Source organism: Microcoleus sp. D2_18a_B4 (assembly GCF_036702475.1).
Classification (GTDB): Bacteria; Cyanobacteriota; Cyanobacteriia; order Cyanobacteriales; family Microcoleaceae; genus Microcoleus.
In genome coordinates, this window is the sequence record NZ_JAUBTL010000068.1 from 19,952 (window position 1) to 34,143 (window position 14,192).

13 protein-coding genes are annotated in these 14,192 nt (G+C 45.6%); 9 read left to right on the plus strand and 4 right to left on the minus strand.

Going from position 1 to position 14,192, the window contains the following annotated elements; all coding sequences use genetic code 11:
- Nucleotides 1–2 precede the first annotated feature (2 nt).
- Complete coding sequence (locus QUB04_RS27885) at nt 3–269, minus strand: hypothetical protein (protein WP_333289487.1); 267 nt, start codon at nt 267–269, stop codon at nt 3–5.
- A 254-nt stretch (nt 270–523) separates the two neighbouring features.
- Between QUB04_RS27885 and QUB04_RS27890 the strand changes: the two genes are divergently transcribed.
- The 5 genes from QUB04_RS27890 (at nt 524) to QUB04_RS27910 (ending at nt 3,356) form a co-directional block, all read left to right on the plus strand.
- Nucleotides 524–847, plus strand: a complete 324-nt coding sequence (locus QUB04_RS27890; RefSeq protein WP_006634885.1) for a helix-turn-helix domain-containing protein — start codon at nt 524–526, stop codon at nt 845–847.
- 15 nt (nt 848–862) lie between these two features.
- Entirely contained in the window at nt 863–1,552 is a 690-nt protein-coding gene (locus QUB04_RS27895) for an ImmA/IrrE family metallo-endopeptidase (RefSeq protein WP_333289489.1), read from the plus strand.
- 80 nt (nt 1,553–1,632) lie between these two features.
- Complete coding sequence (locus tag QUB04_RS27900) at nt 1,633–1,986, plus strand: hypothetical protein (protein WP_332983381.1); 354 nt, start codon at nt 1,633–1,635, stop codon at nt 1,984–1,986.
- Nucleotides 1,983–2,432: a nucleic acid-binding protein gene (locus QUB04_RS27905; protein ID WP_333289491.1), complete on the plus strand. Its 450-nt coding sequence runs from the start codon at nt 1,983–1,985 to the stop codon at nt 2,430–2,432. The genes QUB04_RS27900 and QUB04_RS27905 overlap by 4 nt, the downstream gene beginning before the upstream one ends.
- Nucleotides 2,433–2,474: 42 nt before the next feature.
- Nucleotides 2,475–3,356, plus strand: a complete 882-nt coding sequence (locus QUB04_RS27910) for a YheC/YheD family protein (RefSeq protein WP_333289493.1) — start codon at nt 2,475–2,477, stop codon at nt 3,354–3,356.
- A gap of 39 nt (nt 3,357–3,395) precedes the next feature.
- Here QUB04_RS27910 and QUB04_RS27915 read toward each other — a convergent pair whose 3' ends face one another.
- Both QUB04_RS27915 and argS read right to left on the minus strand, forming a co-directional pair.
- On the minus strand, nt 3,396–4,643 hold the full coding sequence (locus QUB04_RS27915) for an L-lactate MFS transporter (RefSeq protein ID WP_333289496.1): 1,248 nt from the start codon (nt 4,641–4,643) through the stop codon (nt 3,396–3,398).
- Between the two features lie 359 nt (nt 4,644–5,002).
- On the minus strand, nt 5,003–6,760 hold the full coding sequence (argS, locus tag QUB04_RS27920; RefSeq protein ID WP_333289497.1) for an arginine--tRNA ligase: 1,758 nt from the start codon (nt 6,758–6,760) through the stop codon (nt 5,003–5,005).
- A 349-nt stretch (nt 6,761–7,109) separates the two neighbouring features.
- Here argS and QUB04_RS27925 point away from each other — a divergent pair, with 349 nt between their 5' ends.
- The 3 genes from QUB04_RS27925 (at nt 7,110) to QUB04_RS27935 (ending at nt 9,707) form a co-directional block, all read left to right on the plus strand.
- Nucleotides 7,110–7,505, plus strand: a complete 396-nt coding sequence (locus tag QUB04_RS27925; RefSeq protein WP_333289499.1) for a hypothetical protein — start codon at nt 7,110–7,112, stop codon at nt 7,503–7,505.
- Nucleotides 7,506–7,507: 2 nt separating this feature from the next.
- A complete protein-coding gene (locus QUB04_RS27930) occupies nt 7,508–7,855 on the plus strand; it encodes a hypothetical protein (protein WP_333289501.1) in 348 nt (115 codons plus the stop codon).
- 460 nt (nt 7,856–8,315) lie between these two features.
- Entirely contained in the window at nt 8,316–9,707 is a 1,392-nt protein-coding gene (locus QUB04_RS27935; protein ID WP_333289503.1) for a malic enzyme-like NAD(P)-binding protein, read from the plus strand.
- 266 nt (nt 9,708–9,973) lie between these two features.
- On the opposite strand, the gene QUB04_RS27940 is transcribed toward QUB04_RS27935, so the two are convergent.
- The gene (locus tag QUB04_RS27940) at nt 9,974–10,144 is read right to left on the minus strand and encodes a hypothetical protein (RefSeq protein WP_333289505.1); all 171 of its coding nucleotides are present in this window, start codon (nt 10,142–10,144) and stop codon (nt 9,974–9,976) included.
- Nucleotides 10,145–10,213: 69 nt separating this feature from the next.
- Between QUB04_RS27940 and QUB04_RS27945 the strand changes: the two genes are divergently transcribed.
- Nucleotides 10,214–14,056 carry a PAS domain S-box protein gene (locus QUB04_RS27945; protein WP_333289507.1) on the plus strand — a complete coding sequence of 1,281 codons (3,843 nt, stop codon included), beginning with the start codon at nt 10,214–10,216 and terminating at the stop codon, nt 14,054–14,056.
- Nucleotides 14,057–14,192: the final 136 nt, after the last annotated feature.

Consider the following 14,192-nt stretch of genomic DNA (forward strand, 5'->3'; position numbering starts at 1 on the left):
GATTACCTAATGAGATGTGTTGTCGCTTTTGGTTCGGGATAGGTATACTCAACCATCGCCTCTTGTTGAGCTTTAATAATCCGCAGCGCGACGAGCAAATGCTCTAACGTTTCTAGGTGCGCTGGGGTGAAGTGGATGCTGAAGCCTTCGCCATCCCGCGCGTAGCCGGGACAAACCAGTGAGGCTGAGCTTTGTTCTTCGTGGGTGGCGATGTATAGCCAGTCATCGTCTTCGAGCTTGTAATGCGTGTCTGTCCAGGTTCTCAGCATTTGCGATCTGCTCCTCCTTATTTGCTGCGTACAAGCGTTTTGACGCCCAGCGCTTCTCACTCCTCTGAAGTTGACGACGCTATATGTAGCGTGTGAGCTAGGCTAATTTGCACCGTTAACTCTACCAGCCCGGGTTTAGTGGTTGATTAAACCGTCAACTAACCTCATGGTAGCGCGGGTTGATTTTCCCGTCAAGTATTTTGTTGAACTTTTCATCAAAACAGGCTAGAATGCTTGTCAGGAGGCGAAAAACCGTGGAACAAACATTTGGAAGACTGATCCGTCAAGCTCGCAAGGACAAAGCTTACTCACAACGTGAGCTAGCAGCTATGCTAAGTGTGGACTTTACTTATTTGTCGAAGTTGGAGAACGATCGAGCGGATTATGCGCCAAAAGAGGAGGTAATCCGAGCATTAGCGCGGAATCTAGACATAAACGAAGAGGAATTGATTTTCTTGGCGGGGAGGCTGCCGCAGCAGTACGAAGCGCTGCTGAAGCAGAATCCGAAGGAAATGCAGGCTCTTTTCCGCCGGATGCAAGAAAATCCTGATTGGCTCAAACAGTCTTTTGAAGCGTAAGAGAGGCCCCTCATAGTGAGTATTTTTAAGCCGTATTGCTTCTATCCCAAAGAAACGATCGAGCGTTTGGCAAATGACATCTTGATGCAGATGCAGAAAACGCAAAATTTTGCTCCGAGATGGCCTTTTGATGCGACAACGGTTGCTGATTTTCTGGATTTGGGCGTAGTTTGGGAGTGCATTGAGCCGGATGAAGAAGGTGCGATCGCGGCGAGGATTTTGCCGCAGCAGCGGTTAATCGAAATCAACGAACAGATTCTCGAAAAACCCCCAGGCTTCATCGAATCGACGATCGCCCACGAAATCGGCCACTGGGTGCTACACGTCAATCAAGACGAAGCAGACGGCACTGTGGAACAGTTGGAATTAAACTTAGGCAATCAAGAAAAAACGGCGTCTGATGTCGAGGAACCGTTTGTTTGTCGGGGTGCGAGTGCTGATAATAAGGTTTTGTCGATCGAATGGCAAGCGCAATATTTTGCAAGCTGTTTGTTGATGCCTCGGTGTATTTTGGAGGAAAAAAGACAGGGACGCGATTTAACTAAGTGGTCGCATTTATACAAAATGAGAGATGAATTGGGAGTGAGCATTTCCAATTTAACAAACCGCTTGCAAGAATTCGATTGGATTTACATTCCCAAGGGAACGCGCGAGATTTATGCCGGGAAAGATGCTGCAAACGGGCAACAGCGGTTGTTTGGATAGAATTTGATTGAATGTGAGATTTGAGAGAGATTCTCGAATCCCAACTTTTTCAGATAACTTTGAAAGAATGAGGTTGCAAAATGGAAACAAAACGAGTAGCAGACCTGACCGTTGAAGAACTGCAAGCGATAATTCTCGAAACCAAACGAGTATCAGACTTGACCGTTGGAGAATTGAAAGCGATAATTGCGGAAGCGATCGATATGCGGTTAAGCCAATGGATAAATCCTTTCAATAGCAATACCTTGCCCCTAGTTCCGCAAAGGACGAAGGAAGAACAAATGCAGAGGAATTTAGCAGCAATAGAGTGGTTGCAAAAGTGGCGAGAAGAAGGAGACGCCGAGGAACAAACAGAGACATTTGAATATTTGCAAAAAGTATTAGACGAAGACAGGCTTTCGTCGAACCGACCGTTATTTGTGCAACAAAAATGATAGTTTTATTGGATTCGGGGCCTCTGGGAATATTAACAAATCCCAAGGGGCCGCCTGTGACTGTAGAGTGCCAACTTTGGGTAGAATCTTTGCTATTTAAAGGCTACAGGATGATTTTACCTGAAATAGCAGATTATGAAGTGCGGCGCGAGTTATTGCGGGCAAATAAGTTGGCAGGTATCAAACGCCTTAACGAATGTAAATCTCGCTGGCTGGAATACTTGCCGATAACAACGCCAGTAATTCTCAAAGCGGCTGAGTTGTGGGCAACATCGCGTCAGGCAGGAATGCCAACAGCAGATCCCAAAGAACTTGATGGAGATGTGATTTTAGCTGCTCAAGCTTTGCTGGTTAGTGAAAGTGGAGAAAGGGTTGTTATTGCTACAACAAATGTGGGGCATTTGTCGCGATTTGTGGATGCTCGTCACTGGCGAGATATTGACTGAGCGTACAGAAAAAATTAAAAGTCACAAGTTAAATTACATTTTATGCTAACCAATATTGAAATCCTGCTGGCAGCTTGTGAGGAATTAAATATCCCTTACGAAATCCTGCATCCTTCCCAAAACTTGATTAGACTCAAACAGGGCGGCGAAGAATATTATTTTGTCAATTACATGACGGCATTTAACAGCGCGTCAGTTGCAGAGATTTTTAAAGACAAAGAATATACCTATCAACTATTAAACGGCAAAATAAATACTCCCAGAACTCTCGGTTTTGTCTCGCCTCACTGCGAGGAGAAGTATAAAAAGTATTTGAGTTTCCCAGATATTGAATCAATAGTTTTAGAAGTAAACAAAAAATTCGCTTTCCCGGTGATTCTCAAAAGAAATCGCGGTGCTGGTGGCAACAATGTTTTTTTATGTAAAACTACAGAGCAAATTAAAGAAGCCCTAGAAATTATATTTAACGTCAACAGCAAAGATTATGACCATGTGGCGCTAGCTCAAGAATATATCGAAATTGCCCACGAATATCGGGCTGTATTCTGCAAAGAAAAGCTAGTTTTGCTGTACGAGAAAGACAAATCTCAGGCTGAATTTGCGGGCAATTTAAGCCCGCTGCACTGGGAAGGTGCAAAAGCAAAACATATAATTAACCCCAATCTCATGTCTGAGATTGAAGATTTTGTTAAACCTGTTTTTGCAGAAATTGCGATTAATTATGCGGGGCTTGACATCGCGCTAGATACAAAAGGAGCATATTGGTTGATTGAAATTAACTCAAGCCCCAATTACGATATATTTGTGAGAGATAACGATCGCCAAATTGCTGTAAAGATGTTTAAAGATATCTTAGAAAATTGGAAAAGCCGAGAAACCGGGTTGTTCACCGATATTCACGGCTCAAATCCCATCTTTTCCTAAAAAACCCGGTTTCTTCGATCGGGGGTGCACAAGTCCCGATTAAGAAACATCGGCTTCGGCTGCAATTTTAACCGATCCCTTCAGCGCAAACACGGCGGTGATGATGCCAACAACCGCAAGAATTGCCGTAATGTAAAAAGCGTTGGTATAGCTGCCAAAAGTATCGCGAATTTTCCCCGCAGCAATTGTACCGAAAAACGCTCCAACTCCGTAGGCTGTATACACAATGCCGTAGTTTTTCGCGTAGTCTGCGGGGTCGAATAAAGTTAAAGTTGCCGTGGGCGCGATCGCCAGCCATCCTCCTAACGACAGCCAGAACAAACAAAACGCAATGATATAAGTTGCGACTTGTCCAACGCCCGCCTGAGTCATCATAATTGATGCGATTAAGATGAGAATGTAGTTGGCGATTGCGGCATATTTTGGCTTAAATCGATCGGTTATCCAACCAAACATCGGACGCCCCATACCGTTAAATATGGCAAACAGAGAAACCGTTGCCGCAGCCGTTCCCGCGTCTAATTTAATAATTTCCTGCGCCACGGAAGAAGAAATTCCGATCGCGCCCAATCCCACCAGCGTGCCAATGGTGTAGCACACCCACAGCCCGTAAAATGCGGGAGATTTCATCATGGGTGCGATCTGGCTATTTACCGCTGTTCCCGATCGGGCGGCCGCAAATCCCGCAGGCGTCCATCCAGTTGGCGGCATTTTCAAAGCGGTCGAAATTGCCAAAATAATGACGGTAAAAGCGATGCCTAAAATCAGAAACGTTTGCGCTATTTGATAGGTATCGATTAAATATTTGGCAATCGGTGCGGTAATTAAAGGCGACAAACCAAACCCAATTACTGTTAGCCCAACTGCCAATCCTTTTTTATCGGGAAACCACTTGGCTGCTACTGCTAGCGGTACGCCGTAAGCAATTCCCACCCCGGCACCGGCGATAACTCCATAGGTGAGTACCAGGACAGTAATATTAGGTGCAAATGCCGATAAAATATAGCCGATTCCCGTCACGACGCCGCCGACTGCGGTCACGGTTCGAGAACCGTATCGATCGATAAAAAAGCCGGTAATTGGCATCAGTACGGCAAAAACTACTAACAATACGGTAAACGGCAATAAACTATCCGTTGCACCGATATTGAGCTGCTTTTCTAGCGGCTTTCTAAAGATACTCCAAGAATAAACTGTACCCAGACAAAGCAAGACCGTGATTCCCAGCGGAACGAACAACCAGCGGCCTTTTTCTGCGGGCATTCCGAAAACTTTTGTTTCGTTCATGTTTTTAATTTTTATCGAGGAGGCATTAATAGGTAATGGCTGTGCATTCCCCGATAAATTGTAAATTTACTATAAGTTTGTTACCGATGCAATAGTTGTGTTAAAAAAATATTAAACTTAACTAAAATCCGCGCGCAACTTGGAAATTTTTGTGAGAGATCGCAACGATCGCCCGATGGCTAAAAAGATGTTTCAAGACATCTTAGAAAGTTGGAAATAATGCGCTAAACTTAATTGGAGAAATGGGCGAGCGAATTAAATAATGTAGGGTGCGCTTCGGCGCACCGCAACTAAATAATGTAGCGCACGGAGCACCGCAACTAAATAATGTAGGGTGCCCGCCCCGCACACCTTACCGCTTACATTCTTTCCAATACTTTAATCCCCAACAACTCCAAACCTAATTTCAAAGTCCTCGCCGTCAAATCGCACAAAATTAACCGCGAAGTCCGCAACGGTTCCTCAGATTTCAACACCTGACACTGTTCGTAAAATTGATTGTATTTTTGACTCAATTCAAACAAATACTGACAAATCCGATTCGGCAACAAATCGCCCTCAACAGCATTTATCACTTCACTAAATTGCAATAAATGCTTGGCTAAAACTAACTCCGCATCCGACTGCAAAATTACTTTCGCACTAGCATCTAAATTCTCGAAATCAATCTCACCTTTGCGGCTAATTCCGTGCACGCGCGCGCAAACATAGAGCATATAAGGTGCTGTATTTCCTTTCAAATCCAGCATCTTATCGTAACTAAAAGTGTAATTGCTCGCCCGGTTTTGACTTAAATCGGCATACTTAACCGCACTCAAACCAATTACTCGACCTACGTTAGCTATAAACTCTTCAGTTTCGTGTCTTTTCTCATCTTCCAATCTCTCTTCCAAATCTTTGGTGGCGCGGACGATCGCCTCATCTAACAAATCCTGCAACCGCACCGTTTCCCCAGAACGAGTTTTGAGTTTTTTGCCGTCTTCTCCCAATACCAAACCGAAGGGAATGTGGACAATTTCGACATCATCAGGAATCCAACCGGCTTTTCTCGCAACTGCAAATACTTGGGCAAAATGGTTTGCTTGTCCCGAATCGGTGACATAAATTAAGCGCTTTGCATTGTCTTTTTGGATGCGGTAGCGCACTGCTGCTAAATCTGTTGTGGCGTAATTGTAGCCACCGTCGGTTTTTTGGACGATTAGCGGCAGTGGTTCGCCTTCTTTATTGGTGAAACCGTCTACAAAAACGCATTTCGCGCCGTCACTTTCTACTAGCAAACCTAGATTGGTTAAATCTTCGACTACAGCGGGCAATAATGGATTGTAAAACGATTCGCCGCGTTCGGTTAATTTGATATCGAGCAAGTCATAGATTACTTGAAATTCACGGCGCGATTGATCGCACAGCAATTTCCAAGCGCGGCGGGTGTCTTCGGCGCCTGCTTGCAGTTTTACTACTTCTTGGCGGGCGGTTTCTTTGAAGGTTTCGTCTGCGTCGAAGCGCTGTTTTGCTTGGCGGTAAAATGCGACTAAATCGCCTAAATCTAGGGCGTCAGCGGTTGTGAGCGCTTCAGGGTGAACTTCGCGCAAATATGCGATCAGCATTCCGAATTGCGTACCCCAGTCGCCGATGTGGTTGATTCTGAGTACGTCGTGGCCTTGAAATTCGAGGATGCGGGCGATCGCATCTCCGATGATTGTCGATCGCAAGTGTCCGACGTGCATTTCTTTGGCTATATTCGGACTCGAAAAGTCGATCGCGATTGTCTGAGGCGTTTTCGCCGGTTCAATCCCCAAACGCGAGTCGCCCGCGATCGCACTAATTTGCGCTTCCAAATAAGCCGGTTTCAGCTTCAAATTGATAAAACCAGGCCCGGCGATTTCTGGGGTTTCGCAGATGTCAGTAATATCTAGGTTTTCGATGATTGTCGAGGCGATCGCCCGTGGCGGCTTTCCTAACTTTTTCCCCAAACTCATCGCCGCGTTGCACTGAAAGTCCCCAAAGTTGGGATTGCTGGCGGCGGCTAGCATCGGATCTGCACCTGCATAACTTTCGCCGAATGCAGCGGTGAATGCTTTTTCAAATTTTGCTTTTAACTGTTGGGCGATCGAGTTCATCTTGAATATTTTGATTGGATGTTTATTTTAAACTCTAGATTAAGCACTTTGTGGCAATAATACTCTCACTACTTAGGTAATTTCCCTCTGGTTCTCTTCCTCTGGGCCTATCCCCCTCTCCTCACCTAGTAGGAAATTTTGTACTTACCTTTGAGCTGCTGATGCGATCAAAATCATTGGCCGTGATAGCACAGAGTACATTTTATCACAGTTGCGATCGCTACACAAATTTAAAATTATCACATCTAGCCACTGATCTCGATCGCTAGATCATTTTGTTAAATCGCTTACATTAAGGTATGTTAAAATTTTTTCAATGCTCCCAAAAATCCTACGAAAGGAAGTAGTTATGTTATCTCAACCAATTTTTGGCGATCGCTCTCTGACCCACGTCTTTTATCAAGCAGTAATCGCTCGCTTCTACGACGGTTTCAGTCTCTCCACCCAAGCACTATTACGAGAGTGTACCCTTGGCTTCGCTCCCTGTCCCGATGGAGTCAAAACCTTTTTCATCATCGCGCCGAGTCTGGATGCAGCAGAGCAACTAATTGACAAAATGGACAGTATTTTGGAGCGAGTTGCCGAACTCATGGCAGGAGTCGGACAGGTTGCCCTGTGCATACTTCCCGCCGGCAGCGAAGCAGAGCAACCGGTTGATCTGCAAGACTTAGAAAAAGTTCCCCCAGATTGTCTGGCTTGTAAATTCTTTACAATTATATGGGCCGATGCTGCGGCCGATCGGTAAAATTGACAGTTAGCAACCAGCAACTCAACACGGTTCGGTTGAACCTGTGGCTGTGTCGGCGCGGGGTAGATTGTCTGTTAGTTACACTCCCTGGAATTATCGGGCAAAGCGTGCAGGTAATTAGAGCGTTTGCAAGGTTGCACTCGCAATCCTTGGCCACTGTTAAACCAGACAAAATATATATCAAAGGCCCGCTTGTCAGTCGCTCAGATTTTTACCTGCCGGCTCAAACAGCCGTGCATCTACTTTTTACATTCCCAATAAAGGCCACCAAAAAGCCGCATCAACTCTCCTGGGTGTCTCGCTTCAAAAGACAGCAGCAGGAATTAGGCGGTATCGCTGCAAAATAGATTTTTGCGAAATATCTGCTGATGTTCAGAATAAGCAGAAATATTCTCAAAAATAGATAAGAGTTCCGCAGCTTGACCGAAAGCATTCAGGATACAAGCCCCCGAATTTATCCGTGGGGTCAATGCTTCAATTCTAAAATCTAAAATCTAAAATCTAAAATCTAAAATCGATTGACCTCAGAAACCCGGTTTCTACCCCCGCGCTTCATATTCGTGGTTCGCTGAGAAATTGACAGAAAAGAGGCTGTTTGTGGGAGAGTCACCAGCTAGAAACAGAGCAAAGCTTTACTCAAAAAAAGAGCAATTTTTCAGCGACACCCCTGGCAGTGCAGAGCGATCGCACCACAGGCTCATAGAATTTGTTAAAAATTTCAGTTGAAAATTTAAATTATTAAATTTTATGCCTAACATTGGCGATAAAATCTAAGATTGAAATTCTCAAATCTGAAATCAAGACATCATGGTAAAACTGACACCAAATCCCAGCTTTAGTTTAACAATTCGGGTTGCTCTGCCGAACCAGCCGGGAATGCTGGCAAGAGTCACCAGCGCGATCGCATCTGTCGGCGGCAACTTCGGCCAAATCGACTTGATCGAGCAAACCCGCGCCACTACCGTTCGCGATATCACCGTCGATGCCTCCAGCCTCGAACACAATGAAGAAATAGTGCAAGCAGTGAAAGCGCTGGCGGATATCAGAGTGATCGACGTGTACGATCGCACTTTCAACTTGCACCGCGGCGGAAAAATCAGCGTAGTTAGCAAAATTTCCCTCAAACGCCAGTCAGATTTGGCAATGGCATACACCCCTGGAGTCGGCCGCATCTGCACGGCGATCGCCAATGACCCCCAACAAGTTTATAACCTGACAATCAAACAAAATACTGTTGCCATTGTTACCGACGGTAGCGCAGTTTTGGGACTGGGAAACCTCGGCCCTGCCGCCGCACTGCCAGTCATGGAAGGCAAAGCCATGCTATTTAAAGAATTTGCAGGTATTGACGCCTTTCCTATCTGTTTGAATACCCAAGATACTGAGGAAATTATTCGCACAGTGCAGAATATCGCCCCGGTTTTTGGCGGCGTTAACCTCGAAGATATTTCTTCTCCCCGCTGCTTTGAAATCGAAGCAAGATTGCGGGAAACCTTAGATATTCCGATTTTTCACGACGACCAGCACGGCACTGCGATTGTTAGTTTGGCAGCATTAATTAATGCCTTGAAAATCGTCAAAAAAACCATCGCAGAAGTGTGTATCGTGATTAACGGAGCCGGTGCGGCCGGAGTCGCGATCGCCCGGTTGTTGCGTAAAGCAGGTGCCCAAAACATCATCATGTGCGACTCCAAAGGCGTTCTCTCCCAAGACCGCACGGATATGAACCCAGAAAAACTAGAATTTGCCGTGGCTTCGAGCGGTACTTTGGAAGATGCGATCGCCGGTGCCGATGTATTTTTAGGCGTCAGCGCCCCCGGCGTAGTCACCCGTTCGATGGTGCGTTCGATGGCCGAGAATCCCATTGTTTTTGCAATGGCAAATCCCATTCCCGAAATTCAGCCCGAATTAATTATGGAAGATGCGGCGATCATAGCAACCGGACGCAGCGATTACCCGAATCAAATTAACAATGTTTTGGCATTTCCGGGGATATTTCGAGGTGCTTTGGACTGCAAAGCGACCACGATTACGCCCAGTATGTATTTGGAAGCAGCATACGCGATCGCCTCTTTAGTCAGTCCTTCTCAGCTTGACAAAGAACACATTATACCGTCTGTTTTTGACGAAAGAGTTGCCATTGCTGTCGCCGGTGCAGTGCAGTTGGCTGCCCGATCCGAAGGTATTGCCCGCGATTAATAGAAGGGAGAAGGAAGTTCGGCAACGGATTGTGTAACGGATGTAACGGATGTAACGGATGTAAAGGATAGAAGGAAGAAGGTTGGAGGGAAGAAGGAAGAAGGAAGAAGGAAGAAGGTTGGAGGGAAGATACCATCTATAAATTAATGGTGTTTGTACCAGTTTTGTACTTCTTCTTTTGTGATTTTTCGGGTTTCTTCTCATTCCCTCTTTCCTCCTCCCCGTTGATTATTACTCATTTTTGTTTCCCCATCCTGTCTTTTTCCTCAACATCCATCCGTTAAATCCCGATCGCGCGAGCGTTGCCGAACTTGCCTCGAACCTCGATCCTCCAACCTCTTCCTTCTTCCCTCGAACCTCAGCATCAATTCGTTACATTTGTTAAATCCCGTAGACGGCTCGTTGCCGAACTTTCTTCTTCTCTCTTCCTTAATCAAGGATAAAACTCATAACAATAAACAAGATAATAAAGATATAATTGAATAACCCAAGTCCAGTTACGTCAAATGCACAGCCAGTTAGGAAAAGCCAAGCGCGCTCGCTGCAACCGCCCATTGTTAGAACTGTGCCCGATCGGGCTGGCATTGTGCCGGACGGACGGGACTTTTATCGACGTAAATCCAGCTTTTGCAAGTATTATCGGCCGCACAGTTGCAGAAACTCTCCACCTCAACTATTGGGAAATTCAGCAAACACAGTGCGCGGGCCCAGAAAAATATCTAGAATGTCAAGCAAAAAATAGCCACACGCACCTGTGCGAAGCAGCATACAAACATAAAAACCAGCATCTCGTACCCGTGCGAGTTTCCGAGCGGGCAATTGAAACAGAGGGACAGTGCGCGATTTGGCTAAGTGTTGAAGAAATCTTTAATAATCGGGATCAAAATAGCGAGCCGCTGGAATCAGCGCCGCCGCACAGCAATTCACATCTAGAAAAATTGCTGGCAAAGCAGACTGCCGAACTGGCAAAAACTCAGAAGCTACTCGAAGAAAAAATCGCCGAACTGGAACAAACTCAAGACAAATTGCGTCTCCAAAGTCAAATTATCGACCAAATTCACGAAGCGGTGATTTCTACAGATATGGACGGCTCGATTACCCTTTGGAATCAAGCCTGCCAAAAGTTATACGGCTATGAAGAAACTGAGGCGATCGGACAGCACGTTTCTTTAATTTACCCGCCTGAACAGCACGAATTTTTGTTAGAGCAAGTCATCAAACCGCTACAAGAAAAAGGCGAGCATGAAATAGAAGTTATAACACGCCGTAAATCGGGAGAAGATTTTTCCTCGCACCTGATGCTGTCGCTATTGAAAGACAAAACGGGAGAAGTTGTGGGGATGATTGGCTCTTTAACAGATCTCAGCATTTGCAAAGCTTTAGAACAAGAATTAGCACAGAGACAAGCACTATTTGATGCCTTTTTGAAGGAAGCGCCGGCGGGACTTTGCATTTTGGACTCCCAACTGCGGTACGTGCAAATTAATCAATTTCTAGCAGAAATAAATTGCCTGAGTCCAGCAGAACACATCGGCAAGACTGTACGCGAAATATTGCCGAATATCGCTCCAATAATAGAGCCTTTGTACGAACAAATTTTGAGGACGAAACAACCCTTAATTAACATGGAGATGAGTGGTGACAATCCCAGAAAGCCTGGGTTTGTCCGACACCTGACAGGCTCTTATTTTCCCCTGCTCGAAAAAGATGGGGAGGCGATCGGCATCGGTGCAGTTGTAATTGACATTAGCGATCGCAAACAAGCAGAAGCTGCGCTGCAAAAAAGCGAACAGCTTTACCGTACTATGGCAAGCAACTTTCCTAACGGTGCGGTGATGTTGTTCGATCGAGAAATGCGCTACACGCTGGTAGAAGGTACAGAATTAGCCGCCGTGGGGCTTTCCAAAGAATTGATGGAAGGCAAGACAATCTGGGAAGTATTCGAGCCAGATTTTTGCGCTGCTGTCGAGCCAAATTATCTGGCGGCACTGGCAGGAGAAACAGTTGTTACAGAATTTATTTACAGCGATCGCATCTACCTCGGTTATACTTTGCCAGTCAGAAACGAACGGCAAGAAATTATCGGCGGATTGCTAATGACTCAAAACATTACGGCTCGCCAATTAGCAGAAGAAGCGCTTAGGGAAAGCGAGGACAAATACAGGTGCATTGTCGAGACAGCAGACGAAGGAATTTGGATCATAGATACGGATGGTAAAACTACTTTTGTCAACAAAAAAATGGCCGATATGCTCGGCTGTCGCGCAGAGGAAATGATCGGACAGTCGCTATTTGCTTTCATGGATGCAGAAGGCATGGCGATCGCACAAAGCAGTCTCAAACGCCGCCGTGAACAAATTCGCGAACAGCTCGATTTTAAGTTCCGTCGCCGAGACGGCAGGGACTTGTGGGCGATGCTTTCTACTAATTCCTTGGCAGACAAACAGGGACGCTATGTGGGGGCTTTGGCAATGGTTGCCGACATTACCGATCGCAAGCAAACAGAAGCCGCATTGCAGCAGTCGGAAGCCAAATTTCGATCGCTCTACGAATTAACCAGTTTGCCTGTTTTTATGTTATGTGACAATGCCATCACCGATGCCAACACAGCCACCCTAAAACTATTCGGCTGCACTACCCCGCAACAGTTGTACGGCAAAAACCCAGGCAAACTGTCGCCTCCTTTCCAACCCAACGGCAGAGATTCTTTGAGCTTGGCCCACGAAATGATAGCCATCGCCTTTGAGCGGGGAAAGCACCGTTTTGATTGGGTTCACCAGCGCTTAGACGGTACTGATTTTCCCGCAGAAGTCGTGCTGACAATCATCGAGGTTGGAAATGAAAAAATGATCCAAGCAGTTATCCAAGATTTAACGGATCGCAAACTTGCAGAAGAAACTTTAGTGCGATCGGAACAAGCGCTCAGACAACAAGCTCAGCGAGAATTACTGCTCAATCAAATTGCCAACCAAATCCGCACTTCTTTAGATTTAGACACAATTTTAGCAACAGCAGTTCAAGAAATTCGCAATCTCATGCACCTAGATTGGTGCATCTTCACTTGGTATCGCCCCAACACCAATCCTCCGCTTTGGGACGTAACTTACGAAGCGAAGAATGCAGATTTGCCGAGTCTACTCGGCACTTATCTTATAGACGACAAATCTAGTCTCGCAGTGCGACAGATTTTGCGGCGAGAAATTCTGCGAATTGATGATGTCAGCACTTTTGAAGATGTAGAATTGCGCGAACTTTTCCAGGCTTCAAATTTTAACTCGGTGCTGTCGCTGCCAATTCATACTGCTGCCGGCGATATTGGGGTGATTACCTGCTATCAGGCTATGTCCATGCGAAATTGGAGCGACTCTGAAGTCGAACTGATGCAAGCGGTGGTCGCTCAAATTGCGATCGCGATCGACCACGCCGAACTTTACACCCAAACGCGCACAGCGGCGCGATTAGCTCAAGCTCAAACTCAACAGCTAGAACAAACTTTGCACGAACTCCAACGCACCCAAACTCAATTAATTCAAAGTGAAAAAATGTCGAGTTTGGGCCAGTTAGTAGCAGGCGTAGCCCACGAAATTAACAACCCGGTTAATTTTATCTATGGGAATCTCAGCTACACCAGTGAATACACTCAAAACTTGCTAAAAATGCTGCAACTTTACCAGAAGGAATACCCGCAGCCGAGCGCCAGAATTGTAGAGGCAAGAGAAGACTTTGAAATTGATTATCTTATTGAAGATTTACCGAAAATTTTAGCATCTATGAAATTAGGAGCCGATCGCATCCGCGACATAGTTTTGAGCCTGCGAACTTTTTCAAGACTTGACGAAGCCGAAAAGAAACAAGTTGACATTCACGAAGGCATTGAAAGCACGCTGCTGATTTTGCAAAACCGCCTGAAACATAAAGCCGATCACCCGACAATTAATGTCATTAAAGAATACGGTAATTTACCTTTAGTTGAATGTTATCCCGGTCAGTTAAATCAAGTATTTATGAATTTGTTGAGCAATGCGCTAGACGCATTGGAAATGGAGATGAAGAAATCCGATCGCACCGCCAAAAATCTCGCAATTAGGATTCGCACCCAAGTAACCGACAATAACAGCGTTGCCATATGGATAGCTGACAGCGGCCCTGGGATGAGCGAAGATGTGAAAAAGCGCTTGTTTGACCCGTTTTTCACTACTAAACCCATTGGCAAAGGAACTGGCTTAGGATTGGCGATTTCGCACTCTATAGTAGTAGAAAAACACGGCGGCAAGCTTTCTTGCATTTCTGTATTGGGAGAAGGTTCCGAATTTGCGATCGAGATTCCTCTGCAGCAAAAAATAAATTAAAACCCATTGTATCGGTATCATATCATCTCCGATCGATCGACCGGATTTGATAAGGATCACGAATTAAATAACTTACAATTTTAATTGTTATTGTGGGATGGGCGTCCCGCCCGTCCTTTTTGGACGGGCGGGACGC